This is a genomic window from Deinococcus planocerae (genome assembly GCF_002869765.1).
Classification (GTDB): Bacteria; Deinococcota; Deinococci; order Deinococcales; family Deinococcaceae; genus Deinococcus; species Deinococcus planocerae.
The window spans coordinates 25,752-50,094 of the sequence record NZ_PNOR01000021.1; the positions used below are offsets into that span (position 1 = coordinate 25,752).

The 24,343-nt window shown below is 71.4% G+C and carries 27 protein-coding genes; 11 read left to right on the forward strand and 16 right to left on the reverse strand.

Annotated elements, in window-relative coordinates; all coding sequences use genetic code 11:
- Positions 1-42: 42 nt before the first annotated feature.
- The gene (rpmH, locus tag A7B18_RS13030; RefSeq protein ID WP_011530697.1) at positions 43-186 is read right to left on the reverse strand and encodes a 50S ribosomal protein L34; all 144 of its coding nucleotides are present in this window, start codon (positions 184-186) and stop codon (positions 43-45) included.
- Between the two features lie 533 nt (positions 187-719).
- Between rpmH and A7B18_RS13035 the strand changes: the two genes are divergently transcribed.
- From A7B18_RS13035 to A7B18_RS13045, 3 genes are read left to right on the forward strand one after another with little or no spacing between them, the layout of a single operon-like run.
- Positions 720-1,769 carry an Mrp/NBP35 family ATP-binding protein gene (locus A7B18_RS13035; protein ID WP_102127129.1) on the forward strand — a complete coding sequence of 350 codons (1,050 nt, stop codon included), beginning with the start codon at positions 720-722 and terminating at the stop codon, positions 1,767-1,769.
- Between the two features lies 1 nt (position 1,770).
- Complete coding sequence (locus A7B18_RS13040) at positions 1,771-2,433, forward strand: helix-turn-helix transcriptional regulator (RefSeq protein ID WP_102127130.1); 663 nt, start codon at positions 1,771-1,773, stop codon at positions 2,431-2,433.
- A gap of 23 nt (positions 2,434-2,456) precedes the next feature.
- On the forward strand, positions 2,457-3,035 hold the full coding sequence (locus A7B18_RS13045) for a 2'-5' RNA ligase family protein (protein ID WP_245872869.1): 579 nt from the start codon (positions 2,457-2,459) through the stop codon (positions 3,033-3,035).
- Between the two features lie 249 nt (positions 3,036-3,284).
- Here the strand turns inward: A7B18_RS13045 and A7B18_RS13050 are convergent, their stop codons facing one another.
- From A7B18_RS13050 to A7B18_RS13065, 4 genes are all read right to left on the reverse strand, one after another.
- Positions 3,285-4,379, reverse strand: coding sequence for a bifunctional 3-deoxy-7-phosphoheptulonate synthase/chorismate mutase (locus tag A7B18_RS13050; protein WP_102127131.1), 1,095 nt, complete (start codon positions 4,377-4,379; stop codon positions 3,285-3,287).
- 77 nt (positions 4,380-4,456) lie between these two features.
- Positions 4,457-4,885, reverse strand: coding sequence for a globin domain-containing protein (locus A7B18_RS13055; protein WP_102127132.1), 429 nt, complete (start codon positions 4,883-4,885; stop codon positions 4,457-4,459).
- A 114-nt stretch (positions 4,886-4,999) separates the two neighbouring features.
- Complete coding sequence (locus A7B18_RS13060) at positions 5,000-6,004, reverse strand: MBL fold metallo-hydrolase (protein WP_102127133.1); 1,005 nt, start codon at positions 6,002-6,004, stop codon at positions 5,000-5,002.
- A gap of 107 nt (positions 6,005-6,111) precedes the next feature.
- Positions 6,112-6,744, reverse strand: a complete 633-nt coding sequence (locus A7B18_RS13065) for a YczE/YyaS/YitT family protein (RefSeq protein WP_102127134.1) — start codon at positions 6,742-6,744, stop codon at positions 6,112-6,114.
- A gap of 130 nt (positions 6,745-6,874) precedes the next feature.
- On the opposite strand from A7B18_RS13065, the gene ychF reads away from it, so the two are divergent.
- Complete coding sequence (ychF, locus tag A7B18_RS13070) at positions 6,875-7,972, forward strand: redox-regulated ATPase YchF (protein ID WP_102127135.1); 1,098 nt, start codon at positions 6,875-6,877, stop codon at positions 7,970-7,972.
- Between the two features lie 101 nt (positions 7,973-8,073).
- Positions 8,074-8,661 carry an antibiotic biosynthesis monooxygenase gene (locus A7B18_RS13075; protein ID WP_102127136.1) on the forward strand — a complete coding sequence of 196 codons (588 nt, stop codon included), beginning with the start codon at positions 8,074-8,076 and terminating at the stop codon, positions 8,659-8,661.
- A 4-nt stretch (positions 8,662-8,665) separates the two neighbouring features.
- Here the strand turns inward: A7B18_RS13075 and A7B18_RS13080 are convergent, their stop codons facing one another.
- Positions 8,666-9,352 carry an MBL fold metallo-hydrolase gene (locus tag A7B18_RS13080; RefSeq protein ID WP_102127137.1) on the reverse strand — a complete coding sequence of 229 codons (687 nt, stop codon included), beginning with the start codon at positions 9,350-9,352 and terminating at the stop codon, positions 8,666-8,668.
- A 93-nt stretch (positions 9,353-9,445) separates the two neighbouring features.
- Between A7B18_RS13080 and A7B18_RS13085 the strand changes: the two genes are divergently transcribed.
- Positions 9,446-10,000: a TetR/AcrR family transcriptional regulator gene (locus A7B18_RS13085; protein WP_180970151.1), complete on the forward strand. Its 555-nt coding sequence runs from the start codon at positions 9,446-9,448 to the stop codon at positions 9,998-10,000.
- Between the two features lie 64 nt (positions 10,001-10,064).
- Here A7B18_RS13085 and A7B18_RS13090 read toward each other — a convergent pair whose 3' ends face one another.
- A complete protein-coding gene (locus A7B18_RS13090) occupies positions 10,065-11,177 on the reverse strand; it encodes an FtsW/RodA/SpoVE family cell cycle protein (RefSeq protein WP_102127139.1) in 1,113 nt (370 codons plus the stop codon).
- Positions 11,174-12,484: a UDP-N-acetylmuramoyl-L-alanine--D-glutamate ligase gene (gene murD, locus A7B18_RS13095; protein ID WP_245872870.1), complete on the reverse strand. Its 1,311-nt coding sequence runs from the start codon at positions 12,482-12,484 to the stop codon at positions 11,174-11,176. Before murD ends, A7B18_RS13090 begins: the two co-directional genes overlap by 4 nt.
- 77 nt (positions 12,485-12,561) lie before the next feature.
- Here murD and A7B18_RS13100 point away from each other — a divergent pair, with 77 nt between their 5' ends.
- Positions 12,562-13,353, forward strand: a complete 792-nt coding sequence (locus tag A7B18_RS13100; protein ID WP_245872871.1) for an aminoglycoside adenylyltransferase domain-containing protein — start codon at positions 12,562-12,564, stop codon at positions 13,351-13,353.
- Between the two features lie 10 nt (positions 13,354-13,363).
- Here A7B18_RS13100 and A7B18_RS13105 read toward each other — a convergent pair whose 3' ends face one another.
- From A7B18_RS13105 to A7B18_RS13125, 5 genes are all read right to left on the reverse strand, one after another.
- Positions 13,364-13,690, reverse strand: a complete 327-nt coding sequence (locus A7B18_RS13105) for an HNH endonuclease (protein ID WP_180970152.1) — start codon at positions 13,688-13,690, stop codon at positions 13,364-13,366.
- Positions 13,691-13,800: 110 nt separating this feature from the next.
- Positions 13,801-14,214, reverse strand: coding sequence for a DUF5367 family protein (locus tag A7B18_RS13110; RefSeq protein WP_102127142.1), 414 nt, complete (start codon positions 14,212-14,214; stop codon positions 13,801-13,803).
- Positions 14,211-14,768, reverse strand: a complete 558-nt coding sequence (locus tag A7B18_RS13115) for a TetR/AcrR family transcriptional regulator (RefSeq protein WP_102127143.1) — start codon at positions 14,766-14,768, stop codon at positions 14,211-14,213. The genes A7B18_RS13110 and A7B18_RS13115 overlap by 4 nt, the downstream gene beginning before the upstream one ends.
- A gap of 155 nt (positions 14,769-14,923) precedes the next feature.
- Complete coding sequence (locus tag A7B18_RS13120) at positions 14,924-15,544, reverse strand: dihydrofolate reductase family protein (protein ID WP_102127144.1); 621 nt, start codon at positions 15,542-15,544, stop codon at positions 14,924-14,926.
- Between the two features lie 9 nt (positions 15,545-15,553).
- The gene (locus tag A7B18_RS13125; RefSeq protein WP_102127145.1) at positions 15,554-16,558 is read right to left on the reverse strand and encodes a DUF1517 domain-containing protein; all 1,005 of its coding nucleotides are present in this window, start codon (positions 16,556-16,558) and stop codon (positions 15,554-15,556) included.
- A gap of 103 nt (positions 16,559-16,661) precedes the next feature.
- On the opposite strand from A7B18_RS13125, the gene A7B18_RS13130 reads away from it, so the two are divergent.
- The 4 genes from A7B18_RS13130 (at position 16,662) to A7B18_RS13145 (ending at position 20,772) form a co-directional block, all read left to right on the forward strand.
- Complete coding sequence (locus tag A7B18_RS13130; RefSeq protein ID WP_102127146.1) at positions 16,662-17,060, forward strand: hypothetical protein; 399 nt, start codon at positions 16,662-16,664, stop codon at positions 17,058-17,060.
- Between the two features lie 57 nt (positions 17,061-17,117).
- A complete protein-coding gene (locus A7B18_RS13135; RefSeq protein ID WP_102127147.1) occupies positions 17,118-18,086 on the forward strand; it encodes a hypothetical protein in 969 nt (322 codons plus the stop codon).
- 114 nt (positions 18,087-18,200) lie between these two features.
- Positions 18,201-18,536, forward strand: coding sequence for an ATP-dependent Clp protease adapter ClpS (gene clpS / locus A7B18_RS13140; protein WP_102127148.1), 336 nt, complete (start codon positions 18,201-18,203; stop codon positions 18,534-18,536).
- A gap of 10 nt (positions 18,537-18,546) precedes the next feature.
- Positions 18,547-20,772 carry an AAA family ATPase gene (locus tag A7B18_RS13145; protein WP_102127149.1) on the forward strand — a complete coding sequence of 742 codons (2,226 nt, stop codon included), beginning with the start codon at positions 18,547-18,549 and terminating at the stop codon, positions 20,770-20,772.
- Positions 20,773-20,984: 212 nt separating this feature from the next.
- Here A7B18_RS13145 and A7B18_RS13150 read toward each other — a convergent pair whose 3' ends face one another.
- The 3 genes from A7B18_RS13150 to A7B18_RS13160 all read right to left on the reverse strand — a co-directional run bounded on the left by A7B18_RS13150 (position 20,985) and on the right by A7B18_RS13160 (position 23,958).
- Entirely contained in the window at positions 20,985-22,211 is a 1,227-nt protein-coding gene (locus A7B18_RS13150; RefSeq protein ID WP_180970153.1) for an FAD-dependent oxidoreductase, read from the reverse strand.
- Between the two features lie 80 nt (positions 22,212-22,291).
- On the reverse strand, positions 22,292-22,834 hold the full coding sequence (locus A7B18_RS13155) for a putative glycolipid-binding domain-containing protein (RefSeq protein ID WP_102127179.1): 543 nt from the start codon (positions 22,832-22,834) through the stop codon (positions 22,292-22,294).
- A gap of 20 nt (positions 22,835-22,854) precedes the next feature.
- The gene (locus A7B18_RS13160) at positions 22,855-23,958 is read right to left on the reverse strand and encodes a Gfo/Idh/MocA family protein (protein WP_102127151.1); all 1,104 of its coding nucleotides are present in this window, start codon (positions 23,956-23,958) and stop codon (positions 22,855-22,857) included.
- Positions 23,959-24,343 lie beyond the last annotated feature (385 nt).

The window sequence follows — 24,343 nt, forward strand, 5'->3', positions numbered from 1 at the left end:
GTTCCGGAATGGCGATAGAGACCGCTCCTTCGCGGCGAAGATTTACTCGTCGCTGACGGTGAGGCGGTGGCGGCCCTTGGCGCGGCGACGCGCGAGGACGTTGCGGCCCGCCTTGGTCTTCATGCGGGCGCGGAAGCCGTGGGTCTTGGCCCGCTTGCGGACGTTGGGCTGATAGGTACGCTTCATCTCGGTGCTCTCCTTCTCGCGTCGGGGGACATGGGGCCCTTGCTTCCCGGCAACCCGCCGACCTTGTGCGCGAAAACTCGCCCCCTGGGGAGGCAAACTGGGGAAGTGTACCACGGGGGCGGGCGGGGCGGGAAGAGCGGGACTGCAGCCGTCACGCCGAGCCCCGGCGCAGCCTGTCGAACGGTGCCCAGGGCGAGGCCCTTCATTGCACTCAGGGCGTGTTTGAAAAGCCTCCTGATGGGGAGTGGAGCGCGTTGAGATGGCGCTTGCGTTCCCCCCTCCCAGCCTCTCGCGGTGCGAGCTGTACCAGTCCCCCACAAGGGGGGAGGGGTAAAAAGACCGTCCCCATCCTAGAAATGAGCAACACTGCCGCACTCTTCACGCCTCAAGGCGACAACTCCGACCTTTTCGGCCTGTGGGGGAGCCCGCATCCTCCCGAGAAGCCCACATCCCGCCAGAAGCAATCGTAGTGCTTGCCCACTGTGAGGCCGTGTCTTGCCGCCTCCCCCCCGAACGCGCTACTAATGCGGGGTATGCGTGACGCCCTGTGGACTGCCCTGAAGACCGTGAACGACCCGGAACTCCACCGGGACCTGGTGTCGCTGGGCATGATCGAGCGCGCCGAGGTCGAGGGCGGCGTGGCGCACGTCAAGGTCAACCTCACGACGCCCGCCTGCCCCCTCAAGGGCCAGATCGAGGGCGACGTGCGCGCGGCGGTCCTCGCCGTGCCGGGGATCGAGGACGTGGCGGTGACCTTCGGGGCGATGGTGCGCCCGCCCGCGCAGCCCGCCCTGCCCGGGGTCAAGCACGTCATCCTGGTGGGGAGCGGCAAGGGCGGCGTGGGCAAGAGCAGCGTGGCGGTCAACCTCGCGGCGAGCCTGGCGATGGAGGGCGCGCGGGTGGGCCTGATGGACGCCGACGTGTACGGCCCCAGCGTGGCGCACATGCTGGGCCAGGGGTCGGCGCGCATCACCGCGAACGCCGAGCGCAAGATGCAGCCTATCGAGGCGCACGGCCTGCGCTTCATCAGCATGGCGAACCTCTCGCCCGCCGGGCAGGCGCTGGTGTGGCGCGGGCCGATGCTGCACTCGGCCATCCAGCAGTTTCTCAAGGACGCGGCGTGGGGCGACCTCGACTACCTGATCGTGGACCTGCCGCCCGGCACCGGGGACGTGCAGCTCTCCCTGACCCAGACGGTCCACGTCACGGGCGCGGTTCTGGTGACCACGCCGCAGGACGTGGCCCTGATCGACGCGGCCCGGGCGCTGGACATGTTCCGCAAGGCCAGCGTGCCGGTGCTGGGGGTGGTGGAGAACATGAGTTATTTCGTGGCGCCCGACACGGGCCTCACCTACGACATCTTCGGGCGGGGGGGCTCGCGCAAGCTCGGCGGGCTGCCGCTGCTGGGCGAGGTGCCCCTCGACGTGGAGGTGCGGCAGGACGCGGACCTGGGGGTGCCCGCCGTGCTCTCGCACCCGGACTCGCCCGCCGCCCAGGCGATGCGGCAGATTGCGCGCAACCTCGCGGGGCGGGTGAGCGTGCAGGCGCTGGGTTCTCTGCCCGAACAACTGCCGGTGGTCTGAGATGACCGCCGCCGCGACCTTTCCCGCCGCGCCCCTGCCGCCCGCGCCCGAGCGCACCAAACAGCGCGTCCTCGAACTCCTCAAGCGGCACGGCACGCTGACCGCCCAGGCGCTCGCCTCGGGGCTCTCGGTGAGCGTGCCCGCCGCGCGGCGCCACCTGCAAGACCTCCTGGAGCAGGGACTGATCGAGACGCGCACCGAGCGGCCCGGCGGGCGCGGGCGGCCCCAGCACGTCTTCGGGCTCACCGAGCGGGGGGAGGCGGCCTTTCCGAAGACATACTCGACCCTGTGCGTGGACGTGCTGCGGCACGTGGAGGGGCTGTTCGGGGAGGGGGCCGTGTTGCAGGTCTTCGATGCCCGCAGCGCGGAGGTGGCGGCGGGCTGGCGGGCCGAGGTGCCGGAGAACCTTTCCCTGGAGGAGCGGGTGCGGCATCTGGCGGCGCGGCTGTGCGGGGCGGGCTTCGACGCGGTGGTCGAGCCGGGCCCGGGCGGGGCGTGGTACATCGTGGAGCGCAACTGCCCGAACCTCACCGTCGCGCGGCAGTACGGCGAACTGTGCGCGAGCGAGTTGAAGATGTTCGTGAACGTGCTCGGCGTGCCCGTCGTCCGCGAGACGCGCATCGCGTGCGGTCAGGGCGCGTGCCGCTACCGGATCGGCCCTTGACCCGCACGCCCACCCTGTCCCCCGTGACGGCCACGCCCCAGGCCCTCCACAGCCTCGTCGCGTGGCCGCCCGAGGTGCTCGACACGTGGCTCAGGCGGACCCAGGAGCGGCTGGGCGTGCGCGGCTTCGGGCTGCCGCACCTCAACCTGCGGGCGCCCTTCCAGACCCCCCTCGGCGGCCCCGATCTCGTCGCCGCCTTCCGGGACGTGCTGCGCGGGCAGGAGGCGTTCGAGGTCCACCTCAAAGGCTGGAAGCGCCTGCCGCACGTCATTTTTCTGGAGTGCGACCTCAGCCCCACCTTGAGCCGCCTGCACACCCGGGCCCTGAGCGTCGGCCCGTCGAGCCGCGCCCCCCACGACGGTGCCGACTACACGCCGCACCTCACCCTGGGCCTGGGCATCCTCCCCTGGGCCGAGGAGCTGCTGTGGGACGAGGTGAAGGGCCTGACCCCTCCGGTGGACAGCTTCATCGTCACCGCCCTGAGCCTCACCCGCGAGGAGCGGGGCGAGGTACTGGAACTGCATACCTTCCCGCTGGAGTGCCCGGAGGAGGCCGAGGAGCGGCGCCGGGTCGCGCGGGGGGCGGAGGCGGCGTCGGGGTGAGGCGGGGGTGCTGGTGGGCGCTTGCGTTGGTATGCCCCCCTCCCAACCTCTCGCGGTGCGAGCTGTACCAGTCCCCCACGAGGGGGACTCGCAGAGCTGCGAAGCAGAGGGCCGGGGACTGGTACAGCTCCGCAGGAGAGGAGGCACACGTCACCGCCCCACCCAGCTCCACGACTAACCTCCCCGCGCCAAACCGCCTAACTAAAACCAGGCCACCCGCGAGAGCAGCCCGGCTTTCCCTCCAACCGCTTACACCCCGACCGGCTGCCTCAGCATCGGCGCCAGCGCGTCCATAAAGCGCTCGTACCCGGCGAAGTCGAGTTGCTGCTCGTTGTCGCTCAGGGCGGTGGCGGGGCTGGGGTGGACCTCGACGTGGATGCCGTCGGCGCCCACCGCGAGGGCCGCCTTGGCGAGCGGAATGAGGAGGTCGCGGCGTCCGGCGGCGTGGGTCACGTCCACGATGACGGGGAGGTGCGTCTCCTGCTTGGCGAGGGCCACCGCCGAGAGGTCGAGGGTGTTGCGCGTCCACTTCTCGAAGGTGCGGATGCCGCGCTCGCAGAGGATGACCTCGTTGTTGCCCTCCGAGAGGATGTACTCGGCGGCGTAGAGCCACTCCTCGATGGTGGCCGAGAGCCCACGCTTGAGGAGCACCGGGCGCCGGGAGCGGCCTACCTCGCGCAGCAGGGCGAAGTTGTGCATGTTGCGCGCGCCCACTTGCAGGATGTCGGCGTGCTCGGCCACCACCTCCACGTCGCGGGTGTCCATCACCTCGGTCACGAAGAGCATCCCGTTGTCGCGGGCCGCCCGCCCGCCGATGATCAAACCGTCCACGCCCATCCCCTGGAAGCCGTAGGGGCTGGTGCGGGGCTTGTACGCGCCGCCACGCAGGATCTTGACCCCCCGGGCGGCGAGGAAGCGGGCGGTCTCGTCCATCTGCTCCGCCGACTCGATGGAGCACGGCCCGGCCACGATCATGGGCGGGGCGTCGCCGCCGATGCACACGCCGTCGATGTCGAGCACGGTGTCCTCGACCTTCACCTTGCGGGAGACGAGAAGCTGCTTCTTGTCGTTGCTCTCCTCCAGCGCGAGGCTCGCCTTGAAAATCTCCTTGAAGATCGTCTTGACCGCCGCCCCCGTGAAGGGACCGGGGTTGAGGGCCTCCATCTCCTTGAGCTGCTGCTCCTCGCGGGCGGGGTCGTAGTGGTTGGGGCGGCCCTCGCTCGTCTTGGCGTGGCCGATCTGCGCGACGACCTCACCCCGGCGGGAGAGCAGGGTCAGGAGGTCGCGGTTGATCTGGTCGACTTCCGAGCGGAGGTCGTCGATGCTGCGCTGGGGCTGGGTCATTCCCGCAGTGTAGGAAAGCCGCCCCCCGCAGGCCCCAGGCCGTGCTAGTCAATTGAAAAGACTTGTCCAGGTCCGGGTCAGGGACTCGGCGTCAGCCCCTCGCGCCCCGGCTCCGGCGTGTTCACCATATGGGCCGCCACCCGGGCGAGCGTCGCGTACAGTTCGCGGGCCTCGGCCTCCCCGATCTCCGGTGTCTCGCGCAGGGCGGCGTTCATGCACCCCAGCCACGCGCGGGCCCGCGTGGGCGTGATCTCGTGCGGAAGGTGCCGGGCGCGCAACCGGGGATGCCCGAACCGCTCGTGGTAGAGGGGCGGGCCGCCCAGAAAACCCGTCAGGAAGGCGAGCTGCTTCTCGGCGGTCAGGGTCAGGTCGGCGGGGAAGATGGGCGCGAGGTCGGGGTCACGGGCGACGCGGGCGTAGAAGCGCCGCACGAGCGCCGCGAGCACCTCCGGGCCGATGCGGTCGTACAGGCTGCCGCCCTCGGTGAGGGTCAGAGGGGCCGTCATGGGAGTCAGGGTAGCGCGGGGAGGAGGCCCGGCCTCCCGCGAGGCTCACAGACGACAGAGAAAGGGCGCGGGCCTCCATCTCCTCGCCCGCGCCCTCCTCATGTCAGGCCCCGCTCAGCTCCACTGCCACACCGTCGGCTCGAACTCGTAGTTCCCCGCGACAATCCGGCGGATGTGCCCGAGGGCCGGGAAGGGGAAGTGGTAGCCCGTCACCCACATCTTGTCGGCGACCGCCTGATCGAAGAGGCGCTGGCGGGTGCGGGCGGCGAGGGGGCCGTTGGTGTCGAAGCCGATGTAGGCGCCCCGGTGCCGCAGGCTGAGGAGGAAGTGCCCGGCGGCGTCCCCAAAGACCATCAGGCCCTGATCGCCGCTCCCGCCGCGCACCGCGAGGTGCCCCAGCGTGTGCCCCGGCGAGGCGACGGCGGTGAGACCAGGGACGATCTCGGCGTCCGGCTGGATCAGGGTGAAGCGGTCGCGCAGGCCGATCAGGTTGGCCTGCACGGCGGCGTTGGGGCTGGCCTGGGTGGTCCAGAACTGGAACTCCGAGGCGCCCATGACGTGCCGCGCGCCGGGGAAGGTGGGCTGCCCGCCCGTCGTCAGGCCGCCGATGTGGTCGGGGTGCCCGTGGGTGATGAACACCGTGTCGATGGCCGCCGGGTCGATGCCCGCCCGGCGCAGGTTGGCGACGAGCTGCCCGTTCGCGCCGCCGCGCCCGGTGTCGATCAGGACGCGGTTTCTCCCCGTCTCGATGACCACCGGGTTGAAGTGGTTGACCGTGTTCGTGGCGGGCACCCCGTACTCGGCGAGGGTCGCGGTGAACTCCTCCTGGCGGCCCGGATTGGCCCCCCAAGTCGGCAGCAGGGCGGCAAGCGGGGCGGTGCCGTCGCTCACGACGTAGACGGTGAAGTCGCCGACCCGCTGGCGGTAGAAGCCGTTGCCGTTGAGGGGCGCGGCTGGGGTGGTCGGGGCCGCCTGCGCGGGGGCCGCCGTCTGCGCGCGGGCGAGGGGCGCGGCGGCGGTGACGAGGCCCGCCACCCCCAGCAGGCGCAGGGTGTCGCGGCGGTTGACGGGTTTCTCGGCGGCTTCGGGCGGGGCGGGCGGCTGGGGCTGGTCGCTCATGGGTGAATCCTCCTGGGGGTGCGGTGTCCCTTCGACATTAAACGGTCAACCCGGCTCCATGTGTGCGGTCGCCTTCGATGTTCGTTCAGGCTGGCGTGATTCCGCGCCTACCGGGGCTGGCCGCGCCTCAGCCCGTAGAGCGCGAGCCCCGCCGCCATCGCCGGGCCGCTGCCGAGCGCGAAGACGAGGGTGCCCCAGCCCACCAGCCCGCCGAGCGCCCACCCGAGGGCGAGCACGGCGAGTTCGATCCCGGTGCGCACCCGGGCCACGTCCCAGCCCGTCACCCGGCTCAGGCCCAGGATCAGCCCGTCGCGCGGCCCGGCCCCCAGCCCGGCGGCGACGTAGGTGCCCGTGGCGAGCCCCAGCAGCCCCACCCCGAGGAGGAACTGCGCCCAGCGCCCGCCCAGGGTCGCAGGGTCGGGCACCAGCGACCCCAGCACATCGAGGAACAGGCCGATCAGGAGGACGTTGATCACGGTTCCCGGGCCGATGGGCTCCCGCAGCCGCAGCGCCGTGAAGGCGACGATGAGCACGCCCGTCAGGATGCTGACCATGCCGATGCTCAGCGGCAGGTGCCGGGTGACGCCGAGGTGCAGCACCTCCCAGGGGGCCACGCCGACCCGCGCGTCGAGCATCAGGCGCAGGCTCAGGCCGTACAGGAAAAGACCGAAGACGAGGAGAAAATACCGCTGCCACACGGGCCGGGCAGTGACGAAGGCGAGCGGGGCGGCGCGGGTCACGCGGGCGAGGGTAGCACCCCCTCCTCCGCCTCACCGTCAGGCGGCGCTCCACGGTAGACTTCCGAGGTTGCACCCTCGACGCCGCGCGAACCGGCTCGGGTGCCCACGGAAGACACGGACAGGAGACACTATGGGACTTGCAATCGGAATCGTCGGTCTGCCGAACGTCGGCAAGAGCACGCTGTTCAACGCCATCACCCGCGCCGGGGCGCTCGCCGCCAACTATCCCTTCGCCACCATCGAGCCCAACGTGGGCCGGGTCCCCGTGCCCGACGAACGGCTCGCGGCACTCTCCAAGGTCTTCACCAAGGGCGAGCGGGTGCCGCCCATCATCCCCACCTACGTCGAGTTCGTGGACATCGCCGGGCTGGTCAAGGGCGCCTCGCAGGGTGAGGGCCTGGGCAACCAGTTCCTGGCGAACATCCGCGAGGTGGACGCCATCGCCCACGTGGTGCGCTGCTTCACCGACGACAACGTGATCCACGTCGCCGGAAGGGTCGATCCCGTCGACGACATCGAGACGATCAACACCGAACTCATCCTCGCGGACCTGGCGGGGCTCGAAAAGCGGCTCGTCAACCTCCAGAAGAAGGCCAAGGGCAACGACAAGGACGCCCGCGAACAGGCCGCTCTCGCCGAGCAGATTCTCGCCGTGCTGGGGGAGGGCCAACCCGCCCGCGCCGGGACGTACGACGCGCCGATCCCCAAGGACTTCGGGTTGATCACCACCAAGCCCGTGATCTACGTGGCGAACGTGGGCGAGGACGAGCTTCAAGAGGACAACGACGCCGTGCGGCAGGTGCGCGAGTACGCGGGGCGGGAGGGCGCCTCGGTCGTGAAGATCAGCGCCCAGATCGAGGGCGAACTCGCCGAGATGCCGGAAGGCGAGGCGCGCGAGTTCCTGCACGACCTCGGCGTGGAGGAAAGCGGCCTCGACCAGCTCGTGAAGGTCGGGTACGAGACGCTGGGGCTGATCACCTTCATCACGTCGGGCGAGAAGGAGGTCCGCGCCTGGACGATCCGCCGCGGCGAGAAGGCGCCGGGGGCCGCCGGGGAGATCCACTCCGACCTGGAGCGGGGCTTTATCCGCGCCGAGGTGATCGAGTGGCAAAAGATGGTCGAGGCGGGCGGCTGGGCGGGCGCCAAGGCGAAGGGCTGGGTCCGCACCGAGGGCAAGGAGTACGTGATGCAAGACGGCGACATCATGAACGTACTGCACAGCAGCTAGGGGCACCGGGCGGAGGGCAGAGGGCGAAGGCTTCCCGGGCGCCCTCTGCCTTCTGCTTTCGGCCTTCTGCCCTCCGCCCGCCGGGGTAGAGTGCCTTCCCGATGGCCGACCTGCCTCTCTCGCCCGACGCCGCCCCTCCACCCGCCCGCGAGGGGGTCACGCTCGTCGTGACGGAGTTCGTGCGGCCCTCGCGGGTGCCCGAGTACGAGGCGTGGGCCTCCGACCTCCACGCCCGGGCCGCGCGGCAGGCGGGCTTCGTGGGGGTTCACGTGTTGCGGGGCCAGGAAGGCACTCTGGCCGAGTACGTGACGCTGGTGCGCTTCGCCTCGCCGGGGGCGCTGGCGGCGTGGCGGGCGTCTCCCGACTATCAGGCGGCCCTGGAGCGGTTGCCCGAGTTCACGGCGGGCGAGGTCGACTACCGCGAGTCGGTGGGGCTGGAGGCGTGGTTCGACCGCCCGGCCCGGCCCACCGCCGCGCCGCCCCTCTGGAAGAACGTGGTGCTGGGCTTCGCGGGCGTGTATCCCCTGATCCTGCTGTTCACGTGGTTGTGCCGCCCGCTCGTGCAGGGCTGGCCGTGGTGGGCCGCGATCCTGCCCTCGGCGCTGCTGGCGACCGTCTTCCTGAACTGGCCGGTGCTGCCGCTGCTCTCGCGTCTGTTGCGCGGGTGGCTGTACCCCGAGCGCCGCTAGCCCTTTAGTTTTCCAGCCGGGCCACAGCGCCCCGCATGGCCGGGACGGGGTTCTCCACCACCCGCCCGTGACCGGGAGCGAGCCGGGCCGGATTCAGGTCGGCGAGGCGGCGGGCGCTGGCAAGAGCCGTGGGCGCGTGCCACGTGGCGAGGGCCGGGAAGGGGAAGATCGGGCGGCGCTCGCTGACGACGGTCACGCCGCCGACGGTGTGGTAGGCATCTCCCGCGATCAGGGTGCCGTCGCGCGTGTCGAGGAGGGCAATCTGGCCGGGAGTGTGGCCGGGCGCGGCGACGACCTCCAAACTCCTCACCCGGTCGCCCTGGTGGAGAGGCCGCACGGGGACGGTGCTGGGACGCCAGCCGCCGCGCAGGGGAGAGAGGGGCTCGTCCGGGTCGAGTTGCCTTTCGTCCCGCAGCAGGCGCACTTCCCGGGAGGAGAGCAGGACGGGAACATCGGGCAGGGCCGCGTGCAGCGCCCCGAGACTCCCGGTGTGGTCCACGTGCGCGTGCGTCAGGACGATGCGGCGGATGGGTTGCCCGAGCGTCCGAGCCGCCTTCAGGATGCCGGGCGCACTTCCGCCGATCCCGGTGTCCACCAGCGTCAGACCGTCCTTTTCTCCCACCAGATAGACGTTGACGAGACCCAAACGGGTGAGCCGACGAAGATACGGACCGTGACGGGTGTGCCGCATGGGGCGCCTCCTTCTCAAGGCAAACGCTCTTCGTCTTGAGACCGAGCAACGTGTGTCCTCAATTTTCCGTCGTCAAGACGTACACTGTTCGGCATGGTGTACCCGGCGAAGCTCAGCCCGGAGGCGATTCTCCAGACGGCCCTCGACCTGCTGGAGGGGGGAGGCGAGGAGGCCCTGAACATGCGTTCGCTCGCCGAGCGGCTGGGCGTGCGCCCGAGCAGCCTCTACCGGCACTATCCCGACCGGGCAGCCCTGGTGGCGGCGTTAGAAGATCGGGCGGCCCTCGCGCTGGACGGCGCGCTGAGGGAAGCCAGCCGGGATCGTCCTCCCGGGGAGGCCCTGCGCGCCGCCGCCCACGCCTACCTCGGCTATTCGCGGGCGCACCCGCACCTGTACGGCCTGCTGCTCGCCCCACGTCCGCCTGCGCCCGCCGGACCCGGACCGGGCAAGGATCTCTGGAACGTTGTCCTGCACCTCGTCGGGGCCGTCACCGGGGACCCGGACGACACGGCGGCGGCAGTGGCGTACTGGGCCTTCCTGCACGGCTACGTCCAGCTCGAACGCAGCGGCCAGTTCGGGGCGAGCGGTCCCCGGGGCGGCTTCGAGCGCGGGCTGGACGCGCTGGTGCGGGGCTTTTCTCCCTCATGACGAGAGGGGCGGGGACCACCTCTCCCCCACCCCCTCCCTGGCCTTCTGACTTCGACCCTCCGCCTCAGTCCGCGGGCGTCGCCACCAGATCGGCGCCCTCCTCCGCGGCGGGCAGGTGGCGCCGCACCTCGCGCATGGCGCTGTGGATCACGCCCAGGGCGAGGCTCATGGTGAGCATGGAGGAAAAGCCGTAGCTCACCAGGGGCAGGGGCACGCCCGTCACCGGGAAGATGCCCGCCGCGACGGCGAGGTTCACGAAGGCCTGCCCGACCACCATGAACATCGCGCCCGTCGCCAGGATGGTCGCCCCGTGAATCTGCGGGGTCATCGGGCGCACGCGGGTGGCGAGCTGCGAGACCTGGAGGGCGGTGGAGACGATCAGCCAGTAGGCGAAGAGGAGCATGGTCACGCCGAGCAGGCCCGAGGAAAAGCCCACCGAGGCGACCACCATGTCGGTGTGGGCGGCGAAGTACCAGTAGCGGGGACCGTCGGGGCCCAGGCCCCACAGCCCGCCGAAACTCAGGTCGCGGTGGGCCATGCCGATCTGGTCCAGGCCGACCTCCAGGTTCTCGGCGCGGTTCACGTGCCCGAAAAAGCGTTCGAGGATATAGGGGTGCGTCTCCAGGTAGCGCCCCGCGAAGGGGATGGCGACCAGCCCCAGCGCGAGCAGAAAGCCCGTGATGTTGGTGATCCGCACCCCGGCGGCGTACATCAGGATGATGCCGAGCCCGAACATCAGGACGCTGGTGCCGAGGTCGGGCTCCAGGAGGACGAGCGCCGTCGTGCACACGATCATCAGGGTCGCGCTGATGAGCTTGTGCTGCACGCCCCGCCGCGAGAAGAAGGACGCGAGTTGCAACACCAGCCCCAGTTTCGCCAGCTCGGAGGGCTGGAAGCGCACCGGGCCGAACTCCAGCCAGCGTTTCGTGCCCGGGCTCGTCTCGGTGCCCTGCCCGATAAAGAGGGTCAGGATCAGCAGCACCAGCGTGAAGAGCCAGAAAGGCGTGGCGAGGCGCAGGAAGACGCTGGGCCGCAACCGCGCCACCAGGAAGGTCAGCCCCAGCGCGATCAATGCCTTGCTCCCGTGGTCCACGATCAGGTCGGGGCGGGCCGTCGCCACCCCCAGCAGCCCCAGCGTCAGCAGCAGAATCTGCGCGATCACGAGTTGGGTGCTCATGCCTTTACCCCCTGCCCGGCCAGCGACCGCGCCGCCCGCGCGAAACTCTCCCCGCGCGCCCGGTAGTCGCGGAACAGGTCGAAGCTCGTCCCGACCGGCGCGAGAAGCACCGTGCCCCGCCCGCCCGGTCCGCCCAGCGCGGCGAGGCCCAGGGCAGCGGCCCGCCGCATTACCTCGTCACCGTCCACCCCCGCCTCGAAGGGGAGGAGATCGAAGGGGAGGCCGAGAGCCTGCGCCATTTTCCCCCCGTCCTCCCCGAAGGCGATGACCCGCGTCACCCGGCCCCGCGCCGCCTCCCTCAACGGAGCGAGGTCAGCCCCCTTGTCCCGCCCGCCGACGAGCCAGGCAACCGGAGGCGTGGCGCGCGTGAGGGCGGCCTCCACCGCGATGGTGCGGGTGGCGATGGAGTCCTCGATAAACCGCACCTCTCCCACGCGGGCGACCGTCTCGAAGCGGCCCGCGACCGGGCGGGCGGTGCGGAGAGCTTCGGCCAGCGTCTCCACGTCGGGCACCCGGCCCAGCCGCTCCAGCAGGGCCTCGGCGGCGAGGACGGCGGCGGCGGCGTTGGCGGGGTGGAGGCCTTCGGGGAGGTCGGCGGCGGGCAGCACCTCCCGGCCATCCGCCAGGGAGATTCGCTCGGGAGAGAAGGTCCGCACGATGGCGCGGGTGGGCACGTTCAGCCCCGCCGGGACGACGAGCACGTCCCCCTCCTCCTGCCCCGCCGTGATATTCAGTTTTGCCGCGTGGTACGCCTCCACGGTGCGGTGGCGGTCGAGGTGGTCCACGCCGAGGTTCGTGATCACCGCGACGGGCAGGCGCAGGCCGGGCACCCGCTCCAGTTGGAAGCTCGACAGCTCAACGACGCCGACCTCCGCCTCGTCCACCACGTCGAGGAGGGGGGGGTCGATGTTGCCGCCCTCGCGCGCGTTCAGGCCGCACGCCCTCAGCAGGTGCGCCGTCAAGACGGTCGTGCCCCCCTTGCCCGCCGTGCCCGTGATGCCGACGAGCGGGAGGTGGGGGCGCCTGCGGGCGGCGAGGGCCACCTCCCCGATGATCTCCGCGCCGCGCGACCCGAGCGCGAGCAGGTCGGGGTGGTCGATGGGCACGCCGGGGGCGGCCACGACCGTCCCGTAGGTCCCCGCCGCGTCGCCCTGCGCGAAGCCCAGCTCCCGCATGAGCGCCCTATCCTCGTCCGAGGGCCGCGCGTCGTGCCACTCGGCGCTCATCCCCTCCCGCGCGAGAAACCGCGCCACCCCCCGCCCGCTTCGCCCCAAGCCGTACAGCAACACCTTTCGCCCCCCATTCACGCTCCCAACATAAGGGAAAGACCAAGGGGCGGGGCCGGACGGGTGAGCGACGCGGCCTGACCAGCTAGGCTCTCGCCATGCTCTCCCCGCCGAACGCCGAGGTCGGCGCGTTGCTGGACCGCCTGGGCGCGGACATTCGGCACGCTCTGGGTGACCGTCTCGTCGGCCTGTATCTCTACGGTTCGCTCGTCGCGGGGGACTTCGACCCCGCACACAGCGACGTGGACCTGCTCGCGGCCCTCTCTTCCGGGGTCGGTGGAGAGGACGTGGAGGGGCTAGGCCGGATGCACGCGCGTCTCGTGGAGGATTTCCCCGCCTGGAACGACCGCATCGAGGTCGATTATGTGCCGCTCGCCGCCCTGCGGACGTTCCGGACCGAGCCCGGCGTGATGATCCGGATCAGCCCGGGGGAACCTCTCAACCTCCTCAAAGCCGGGCCGCATTACCTCGTGAACTGGTATACGGCGAGGCAAAGCGGCGTCGCGCTGTTTGGCCCACCGCCGCTGGAGCTTCTTCCCGAGATCACGCGGGCGGAGTTCGTGGCGGGCATTCGGGGACACGCGGACGCCTGGCCCCAGTGGGTGACGGAGATGCACCACCCCGGCGGGCAGGCGTACGCCGTCCTGACGCTGTGCCGGGCGCTCTCCACGGTGACCCACGGCGAGCAGGTCTCCAAGCGGCGGGCGGGGCTGTGGGCGCAGGAGCGGCTGCCGGAGTGGCACTTCCTGATCAGTTGGGCGCTGGCTTGGCGGTACGGGGGCGGAACGCAGACGCCCGATCAGGACCACTTTGCGGAGACGGTGCGCTTCGTCCGTGAGGTGGCAGGCCGCATCGCCGCCGTCCCACCCTGGCAGGACCGCTCCGACTGACGACTGACCTCTACCGCACCCGCACGGCCTTCGTCGCGGGCTGCTTGCGGACCCACGCGACGAACCGGTGCACGTCCTCGTGGGCGAGCAGGGCGTCCACGCTGTTGTACTCCCCGGCCAGCTCCGCGTTCGTGAAGGTGCGGTGGAGGAACTTGTGGCAGGCGGGGCACAGGGGCACGGTGGGCAGCTCGTGGATCTTGACCCCCTGCCGCCGACCCTGCGATTTGGGGACGAGGTGATGCTCGGTGAGCACGGGGGTCTCCCGCCCGCACAACCCGCACCGCTCCGGCTCGGCGGGGGGCGGGGGCCAGTTGGTCTCGGGTCGGCGGCGCGACATCAGGGAGGATGATCGCGTGTGGGGGCGTGAAAAACCGGGTGAGGAATTACGGGGCACGCCGGGTGGAAAAGAGGGCCAGAGCTTTCACTCCTGCCCTTCCAGCGCCCGGGTCACTGGGCGCGGCGGGGCCACACGAAGGCGATGACCTGGGTCAGGGCCACGCCCCACAGCAGCCAGGCTGCGGCCAGCAGGAGCGATGCGGGGGGCAGGCCGTACAGGGCCGGGAAAAAGGTCAGGGCGAGGCCGTCGAGAAGCATGGCGGTGAACGACATGACGACCACGGCGGGCAAGACCGCCGCTCCTCTCGCGCCGCTGAGGGTGAGGCCGACCCACAAGAACGCCCAGGCGACAGGCAGGGAGAGCACAAAGACCAGGGGAAGCGCGGCGCTGCCCTGCACGAAGACGGACGGTCCCAGGAACCGGATCATCATCGCGGCCAGGAACCACAGCGCGGCTCCGAGCGCGACGAGGACCGGCAGGCGCAGGGCGGGGCGAGGCGGTGAGGAAAGGGGGGCAGTCGTCATAACAAACCTCCTGCGTGCAGCGCGTCTTTGAGCGCGCGAAACGCCTCGTCGGTGCGCTCCTCGTCCCCAGTCGAAAAGCGGTCGATCAACAGCCCCGTCAAGGCGGCCAGCACGACGTTGACGGTCGGCCCCGGCACGTCCTCGCGCAGGTGCGCGGCGACCACGCCCAGCCAGGCGGCGATGGCGCCCCGCGCGAAGTGTCGGTAGTGCTCGTCCCCGCCCATGGCGTGGAGTTCCACCTCGAACAGCGAGCGCAGGAAAGGCGTGAGTTCGGGGGAGGTGAGCCGCGCCCAAAGCACGGCGAGGCGCGTGGCGGGGTCGGCAGCGGGGTCCACCGCGGCGAGGGCGACTTGCTGCTGAGCGGCGATGGCAGACAAAACCTCGACGACGAGCCCTTCTTTGGAGCCGAAGTGATACAGCAGCAGGCGAGGACTAACCCCCAGGGCGGCGGCGAGGGGTCGGAGGCTGAGGTCGGTCAGGCCGTGCTCCAACACATAGGCGGCGGCGCGCTGGAGCAAATCGGCCTTGGCCTGCGGATTCGGCGGTCGTCCCATATCCTCCCCGTTCGTTACGTGAAACGAGTGTGGAGGATAGGCGGGTGAAAGTCAAGACCGCATGGCGGGGGAGGTGGTACATGGGAACAAGAAGAGGTCGAGCATGACCTCCGCCCCTGCCGCCCCCTGCGGCTTACAGCGGTACGAAGTTCGGCTCACCCCTTCGGGCGGGTCATCCCGTAACAGGCGAGGATATTCCCGGACCCCTGCCACGTGCGGGTGTGCAGGAGCTTGGGGGATACGGGCGGTCGCCCCACGAACAAAGGCGTCCCCTCCCCCGCGACCAACGGAAAGATCATCAGGTGCAGCTCGTCCACCAGGTCGTGCGCCAGGAGATGATTCCACAGCACACGGCCCGCGAACATAAACACGTCACGGCCCGGCTCCTGTTTCAACGCGGCGACTTCCCGGGCGGCGTCCGCCACCTTAACGATGCGCGTGTTCCCATCCCACGGCGACAGCTCCTCGCGTGTGAGGTGGTCGGAGACGACGATCTTCTCCATCTGCCTCTGAAGCTCCGCCATCTCCCGCCGCACTGCCGTGGCACCCTGGTCGTCTGGCACGCCCGTCCAGTACCGCATGTTGCCCAGGAAGTTGGTGCGGCCACTGAGCAGCAGGGTGTCGGCGGCGCGCATCCGCTCGGCCATGTAGCCGTCGAAGGTCTGGTCGCCCGCGTAGTCCGGGTGGAAATGGTCGAAGAGGGCGTCCAGGCTGCGGTCTTTTCCCTCGTAGTAGCCGTCGAGCGTGACGAGGTTGCCCACGATCAGTTTCCGCATCGCCCAACCCTACAGCTTCGTGAGCTTGGGGTACTTCAAGATCGCCTCGTCCTCGCTCAGGAACTCGCCGGGCGCGTCGGGGCTCCAGACGACCTCGGCGCGGATCAGGTCGCCGGGGCTGACCGAACTGATCGCACTCAGGGCGGCGCGGGCCTCCCCGGCGGTGGTCACGCCCGCGGGCGGCAGCGAGGCGAGGGCGTGCGCGGCGACGGCGATGGTCACGGCGAGGTAGAGGTCGCCCGTGTCTCCCTGGAAGGTGTAGTCGCCCCGCTGCTCGAAGCCGGTGTTCACGTCACGGTTCTGGTAGTTGCTCGTGGTCTGCTCGGTGAAAGCGGCGCGGGCCTCGGTCGCCCAGGCGCCCACCTGGGCCTCGGCGGCGCTCGCCGATCCCTGGGCACGCTCGACGTTGCCGTACACCCAACGCTCGGGGTGGCGCAGGGCGACGAGGGCGGCTTCCTGAAGCATCCGACTCAACCCCTCGTTGGTGTCGGGGTCTCCGCTCTGGGCCACGCGCTGGAGCGAGCGCTTCACCTCGTCGCCCTCGGCCATCAGGATTTGCACGCACACGGCCTGCGCGGTGCCGCTCAGGCTCCCCAGGCCGCCGCCGCCGAGGGTCTGCGCCCCGCCCCCCCCGCCCAGGCTGCGGCGCATGAAGCCCACCACGGAGAAGACCACCAGCCCGAACAGGAGCAGGCCGATCAGCCCGAAGCCCCCGCCCCCGTAGCCGTACCCGCCCCCGCCGACGATGACCGGGCCGCCTCCCCCGATGATCACGGGCCCGCCCCCGTAGCCCCCGCCGTACCCGCCGCCCGGGAAGCCGCCGGAGTACCCTCCACCCCCGCCGCCGTACCCGCCGCCCCCCACCGAGCCGCCCCCGCCGCCCGCGCTCCCCCCGAAGCCCCCGCCCGACTGCGCGCCCGCGTGGCTCAGCAGGGTCAGCAGGGCGAGGCACAGGGCGAGGGCGGCGAGGAGGGTCAGGGCGCCCCGCAGGGTCCTTGGGGAGAGGCTCGGCATACTGGCCCCAGTGTAGGGGCTGGGGACCCCGAATGCCTCCCAGCGCGTGAAGTATCGGCAAAGACCCGTCCTCCTCCCGCGGGCGCGCCGTACACTGCCCGCCATGAGCGGCGAGACGGGCGGGGGGGGGCAGACGGTGGAGCTGACGCAGGCGGGGTGGAACGCTTTCCTGGCGGGCCTGTACGAGCGGGACGACCAGCTTCAGAGGCGCGTGCCGGGGGCGGAGTACCTCCCCGAGGAGGCGGTGGACGCCTACGTGCTCAGCGGCCACGCGGAGGCCCTGCGCAGCGCGGAGGTGGAGGGCGACGTGTGGGGGACCCTCTTGGATATCGAGGAGGAGGCCGGGGACGAGGAGGAGGCGTGGGCGAAGATCGTCGCCTTCTACCTCGACCGGGGGTGCGTCCTCGTGCGGGTGCAGGGCGCCCAGGAGCCCGAGGAGTGGCTGCTCGCCGACACGCTGGCCGGGCGGCTGGGACTGACCGAGGCGGCGAAAGGGCCGTGAATTCGGCCTGAACAGGACCTCATCCGCCCCCGGACGGGGGGGACTAGGCTGACTCGTATGTCCGAAAGTAACGACCGCCACTTCCCCCTCAAACGCCTCCTGCTGTTGGGTGCGCTGATCGGCGCGGGGGCCTACTACCTCAGCCGGGAGCAAAACCGCCGGGCCCTCGACCAGAAGCTCGGCGAGCTGGGCCTCAAGGACGCCGCCGAGAACGTGGGCGAGAGCGTCTCCCAGGGCTGGGAGAAGACAAAGGACGCCGCCGTGAGCGCCGGGCAGGTCATCGCCGAGAAGGCGGGCGAGGTCCAGCAGGCCGCCGCCTCGGGCGGAACCGAGGCCGGGGTGGACCGCGCCAAGCAGGTCGCCGACGACGTGAAGGCCGCCGTGGCCCGGGTGGCGGGCGAGGTAGGGGACGCGGCGGGCGACGTGGCCGCCACCGCCGGGCGCGAGGCGAAAGACGTGAAGGGCGAGGTGAAAGACGCCGCCGGGGAGGCCCGCAACGCCGCCCGTCAGGCCGCCGAGCAGGCCCAGAACAAGGCGCAGGACGCGGTACAGGGCGCGAAAGCCGCCGCCCAGAGCGCCAAGGACGACGTGCAGCAGGGCGCGGGCCAGGCCAGGGACAAGGCCCAGGACCTCGCGCGGGAGGCCAAGTCCACCGCGCAGGACGTGAAGTCGGACGTCAAGGACGCGGCGAACGCGGCCCAGGGCAACGCGGGCCACCTCCAGCAGGTCACGCAGGACCTGAGGATGGGCGAGCAGAGCGGCGCCACCGTTCCCGCTTCCGCCCAGCAGGCCAAGAGTGACGCCCAGGCCGCCGTGAGCGGCGCGACGGTCGAGGTCAAGGACGCGGCGCAGGACGCCAAGGCGGGCGCCCAGAGCGCGGCGAACAAGGCGCAGAACGCGGCCCAGGACGCGAAGAAGGACGCCGGGCGCGCGGCGAACGACGTGAAGGCGGACGTAAAAGGCGCCGCGCAGGACGTGAAGTCCGACGCCAAGAACGCCGTGCAGGACGCCAAGCGCAACCTCTGAATCCGGCAAGACTCTCAACGAACCTCCCGCCTGGGGGGTTCTTTTTCGTGCCCCGCCAGCCTGACCGTGACGTCCGCCGCGCCCCTTTTTCCGGCGCGCGGGTAGACTCCCCGCATGACGCGCCGGGACAACGAGACGGGCGGGCGCACCGGGACGCTGGAACGCACGGGGACCCAGAACCAGACGCAGCGGCCCCGGCTCTACCGCGTGCTGCTGCTCAACGACGACTACACGCCGATGGACTTCGTGGTGCGGGTCCTGACGCGCTACTTCCGCAAGTCGGGGTCCGAGGCCGAACTCATCATGCTCGCCGTCCACCACAAGGGGCAGGGGGTGGCGGGCGTCTACACCCGCGACGTGGCCGAGACGAAGGTCGCCCAGGTGACCGCCCACGCGCGGCGCGAGGGTCACCCCCTGATGGTCGTCGCCGAGCCGGAGCCGGGCGAGTGAGGAAGCGGAAATGATCGGAGACCACCTGCAAGTCACCATCGGGCGAGCCGCCGACTACGCCCGCGAGGCTGGGCACGAGTACGTCACCCTCGAACACCTCCTGCTGGCGCTGACCCACGACCCCGAGGCGCGCGAGGCCCTGCTCGCCGTCGGCACCGATGTGGAGCGGCTGCGGGGCGACCTGGAGGACGTGCTCGCCGAGTACGAGTCCGTGCCGGGGGCCGAGCCCGACTTCACCCTGGGCGTGCACCGGGTCGTGCAGGGCGCCGTGCTGCAACTCCACGCCAGCGGCAAGGGAAAGGAGCAGGCGGACGGGGCGCGGGTCCTCGTCGAACTGCTCGAAGAGGAGGACTCCCCCGCCCGCGCGGCCCTGGAGGCGCAGGGCGTGACCCGCCTCGACGTGCTGGGGTACGTCTCCCACGGCGCGGCCAAGGTGGCGGGCCGCGAGCGCGAGCGCCGCACCGGGGGCGTGGATCCCGAGCCGGACACGGAGGGAGCAGAGACCGCCCAGAACCCCCTCGAAGCCTACGCAACCGACCTCACCGCCGGGGCGCGGGCCGGAGAGTTCGACCCGGTGATCGGGCGCGAGGTGGAGCTGACGCGTGTCGTCCACATCCTCGCCCGCCGCGTCAAGAACAACCCCGTCCTGGTGGGCGAGCCGGGCGTGGGCAAGACCGCCCTCGCCGAGGGGCTGGCGCAGCGGGTGGCGGACGGGCGGGCGCCGGGGTTCCTGAAAGGGGCCTCCGTCTACGCCCTCGACCTCGGGGCCCTCCTCGCCGGGACCCGCTACCGGGGCGACTTCGAGCAGCGGCTGAAAGCCGTCCTCGCGGCGCTCGACGGGCAGAACGCGGTCCTCTTCATCGACGAGCTGCACACGCTGGTGGGCGCCGGGGCGACCGAGGGGGGCAGCGTGGACGCGGCGAACCTGCTCAAGCCTGCGCTGGCCCGGGGACGGCTGCGGGTGCTGGGGGCGACGACGCCGGGTGAGGTGCGTTACCTGGAAAAAGACCGCGCCCTGTGGCGCCGCTTCCAGACCGTGGATGTGCCCGAGCCGTCCGAGGAGGACGCCCTCGCCATCCTGCGGGGCCTCGCGCCGGGGTACGCCGCTCACCACGGCGTGACGTACACCGAGGGGGCTTTGGACGCCGCCGTGCGCCTCTCTGCCCGGCACCTGCGCGACCGCTTCCTGCCCGACAAGGCCATCGACGTCCTGGACGAGGCGGGGGCGGCGCGCTCCTCCACCGGCCAGGGCGGCGAGATCACCGAAGAAGACATCGAGGCGACGGTCGCCCGCATGGCCCGCGTGCCCGTCGGCGCCGTAAAGGCCGAGGACGCCCTCTCGCTCGCCACGCTGGAGGCGGACCTGAAGGGGCGGGTCTTCGGGCAGGACGCCGCCGTGAACGCGGTCGCCAGCGCGGTCAAGCTCGCGCGGGCGGGGCTGCGCGACCCCCAGAAGCCGCAGGGGGCCTTCCTCTTCGCCGGGCCGACCGGGGTGGGCAAGACCGAACTCGCCCGCGCGCTCGCCGACCGGCTCGGCATCCACCTCGCGCGCTTCGACATGAGCGAGTACCAGGAGGCGCACACGGTCGCGCGGCTGATTGGCGCCCCTCCCGGCTACGTGGGCTTCGACCAGGGCGGGCTCCTCACCGACGCGGTGGCGAAGAACCCGCACGCGGTCGTCCTCCTCGACGAGATCGAGAAGGCGCACCCGGACGTGTACAACCTCTTCCTGCAACTGATGGACCACGGCACCCTGACCGACCACACCGGCAAGAAGGTGGACGGTCGCGGCCTGATCCTGATCTTCACGACGAACGCCGGGGCCGCCGACGCCTCGCGTCCCGCCCTGGGCTTCTCTCGGGAGGGCCGCGCGGGCGAGGAGGCCGAGGCGGTCAAGCGCACCTTCACCCCCGAGTTCCGCAACCGCCTCGACGCGGTGATCCACTTCCGCCCCCTCGCACCCGAGGTCATGGAGAGCGTGGTGGACAAGTTCTTGCGGCAACTGGAGGCGCAACTGGGCGAGCGGGGCGTCTCACTGACCGTCACGCCCGCCGCCCGCGCCCTGCTCGCCAAGCTCGGCTACGACCCGCAGATGGGCGCGCGGCCCCTCGCCCGCGTGATCGAGGAGCGGGTGAAGCGTCCACTGGCCGACGAGCTGCTGTTCGGGCGGTTGAAGGATGGCGGCGCGGTGACGGTGGACTCGGAGGGGGAGGGGTTCAACTTCGGGACGGCGTGATCGCCTTCTCCCTCTCCCCTTGCGGGAGAGGGCCGGGGTGAGGGGGCGTGTGACCAACTCAATCGACAAAAAGATGCCTTTCCCCTGCCCGCTGGCCCGAAACGCCGCTTCGGTTCACCCCCTCCCAGCCTCCCCCCTCAAGGGGGAGGAGCAAAAGAACATGTCTCGGACGGCTTGCCTCTCTGTCAGGTATGGATCGTGGGTGCTCACCCTCACACCCGCTCCACCGCCCACCGCGGGTGCAGCCGCACCGGCTTCAAGCCGTACGCCGTGACGTAGCCGGGCAGGTGGCGCAGCCCGGGCAGGCCGTGCAGCACCCGAATCAGGGTGGTCGGCACATGGAGCTGGGCCCCGGCGTGGATGCCCACCACCTCGCGCTCCTGGATGACCTGCTGGGCCTGAAGCACGGCGATCTGCCACGCGCGGCCCCGCTGCACCCGCGCGAGATGCCGGGGCCGCACCCGCCCCGAGCGCAGGGGACCCGAGAGCACGTTCGCCGCCGCCACGGCGTCCTGCACGGCCATGTTGATGCCCAGGCCTCCTATCGGGGAGATGGGGTGCGCCGCGTCCCCGATCACGAGCAGCCCGGGACGCCACCAGCGCCGCACCCGCGCCACCTCCACCGCGAGGAGGTGCAACTGGGCCCACTCGGTCAGCAGCCCCACCCGGTCGGAAAGCCAGGGGATCGTCTCGGCCACCGCCTGCCGGATGGGGGCGACACCGCGCTCCCGGGCCTGCGCGTAGCTGTCTTTGCGGATGGAGTAGCCCACCTGCCAGCGTTCGCCGTGGTCGGTGGTGACGATGCAGTGGGGACCGCCGAGGTGCAGGTCGATGCTGCCGCCGGGGTCGTTCTCCCGCCGGGGCAGGGCGAACCACAGCACGTCCTGCCCCGGCGAGAGGCGCCGCAGGGTCAGGCCCGAGAGGGCGCGCACCTTGGAAAACCGCCCGTCCGCCCCCACCGTGAGCCGCGCGGGGAGGTCGTGGAGCGTCCCGTTCTGCCGGTAGCGCACCCCCGTCACCCGTTCGCCTTCCTCCAGCAGGCCCTCGACCCGCGCGCCCATGACGACGCGGGCGTGGGGGTACCGCCCCAGCTCCCCGGCGAGGAAGGTCAGGAAACGGGCCTGCGCCATCACGGTGAGGTAGGGATAGGGGGTCCGCAGGCATGAGAAGTCGGCGATGACCTGGGTGCGCGCGGGCGTGATGAAGCGGGCGCGGTGGGCGCGGGTGTGCGCGAGGCGCAGCAGGGGCGCGGCGAGGCCGAGCTGCGCGAGGAGTTCCATGATCGCGGGGTGAAGAGTATCGCCCCGGAAGGAGCGCTCGAAATCGCGGGCCGCCTCCAGCACCGTCACGGGGATGCCCTGGCGCGCGAGGAGCAGGGCCAGGATCATCCCCGCCGGGCCGCCCCCCACGATGCACACGTCTCCCCCACCGAACAGCATGGCGGGCATTCTGGCGGGCGGGAGCGGGCGCGGTTGTGGGGGATGACGCCGGTTTGCCGGTTTCGCGGCTTGCGCCTCCGTTAAGACTGAGGGCCCGGCTGCACTCGCTCGAACGCGCCCGGGTAGGAGGTGACGAGGCCCGCCGCGTCCACGGTGAGCTCCGCCGCGTACCCGCTCTCCAGGTTCTCGTAACGGTAGGTGTGCTCTCCCAACCGGGTGTACCGCTGCCGGACGGCCCGCACCCCCAGCTCCGGCACCCCCACCCACGCGGCGAGGACGACGGCCCCCGACCCCACCGGCAGGTTCAGGCGGCGCAGGGGCAGGGTGTTCGTGAAGGGGGTGGCCTGGATGTCCACGTCCGTGCAGCCTGTCAGCTCGGGGAGGGGCCGCCCGTGGGCATCGCTCCAACCGCCGTCCCAGGCCCGGCGCAACTGGAGGGTGGGGCCGTCCACCACCCGCAGGGTCGTCAGGCGGGGGTGGCCCTCCGGGCTGATCTCCACCACGTAGCCCAGGGTGAAGACCCCGCCGCCCGCCCGCGCGATCACCGTGCCGCGCGCCCGCGACGGCTCGAGCCGCAGGTGCTCCAGGCTCTCCCCGCGCGGGCCCACGCCGCGCCACAGCACGTCCACCCCTTCTGACCCGTCTATTGCCCCGCCGCCTCGGGCTTCTCGCCCCGGAAAGCGTCTCGGCCCGGCACGGGGGTCAGGCGCACGACCTGTCCCGTGCGGGCGCTCTCGTAGATCGCGTCCATGACGCGGTGATCCTGCACGCCCTCCTCGCCGGGGGTCCACGGCGCCCTGCCGTCGCGCACCCGCTGGGCGAAGTGGTCGAACTCCAACCCGAACTGGTCCTCGTCGGGGAGCTTGGGTTGGAAGTCGCCCTGCGGGTCGGAGATCGTCAGGCTCAGGCCCTGGTAGGTGAAGGCGGGGTCCATCAGCACCGTGCCCTCCTCGCCGAGGACGCGCAGGGTGGCCGTCTTGTGGATGCCGTAGCTCGTCAGGCAGTTGGCGACCACTCCGCCGGGAAAGCCCAGCATGAAGCTCACCGACTCCTCGACCTCGCGGAAGCGCTCGTCGCCCTCCGGCTGGTGCAGGGTGGAAAAGACCCACTCGGGCTCGGTGCCGAGGACGAAGCGCACCGTGTTCAGGCTGTAGATACCCACGTCGGGAAGGGGACCGCCACCCGCGAGGTCCAGCCGCATCCGCCACGCCTCCGGGTCGTCCTCCGACTGGCCGTGGACGCTATCGAGGAGCTTGACCTTGCCGAGCCGCCCGCTCTGCACGGCCTCGCGGGCGGCCCAGTGCTGGGGCGTGTACTGGCAACGGTAGGCGGTCATCAGCAGCACACCCCCCGCCCGGCAGGCGTCCACCATCGCCTGCGCCTCCTGTGCGTTGACCGAGAGCGGCTTCTCGCACAGGACGTGCTTGCCCATCCGCGCCGCGCGCTCGGTAAAGTCGCGGTGCAGGCTGTTGGGCAAGACGATGTAGACGGCCTCCACGTCCTCGCGTTCCTTCAGGTCCTCGAAGCGTTCGTAGGTGTACACGTCGTCTTCGGTGAGGTCGAGCGCCCGGGCGTAGGCGCGGCCCTTCTCCTCGTCGTCGGTGACGAGGGCCTTGATCGTCGCGTGCTCGCTCGTGCGCGCGGCGGGGATGAGTTCTTCCACGCTGAGCTGCCCGAGGCCGACGATGGCAAAGCCCACGCGGCGGGCTCCGGATTCGGGAAGGGGCAGGTCCGGTTTCAGGGGCATGGCTGCACCGTAGGCCCGCCGGATGGGTCCTGCCGACCGGGCACGATGAGCGCGCCTTCACCTTTCGGCCTCTCCCGTGCGGTCCGGGCAGAACCGCCCCGACCGTTCCTTCGCCGTGCCGCTCATGCAGGCGACCCTCGGGGAAATCGGGCTCGCCCTCATGGGGGCGCGTGGGCGCCGGGGCTGGCCGTCGCCGACCCGGGCTCGGAGGCGCCCGCCTCCTCCGCGAACGGCGGCGGGCCCTGGGTCTCCAAGGCCGCATCGACCCCGGGGCTACGCCGGGCGAGCTGTGCCTCGACAGGCTGGCGGTGGCGGCGCGGGCCCGCTCGCCGAGCAGGAGGACCGGGCGGCGGGGGGAGGTCCCGGCACCTCGTCCTGGAGCAGA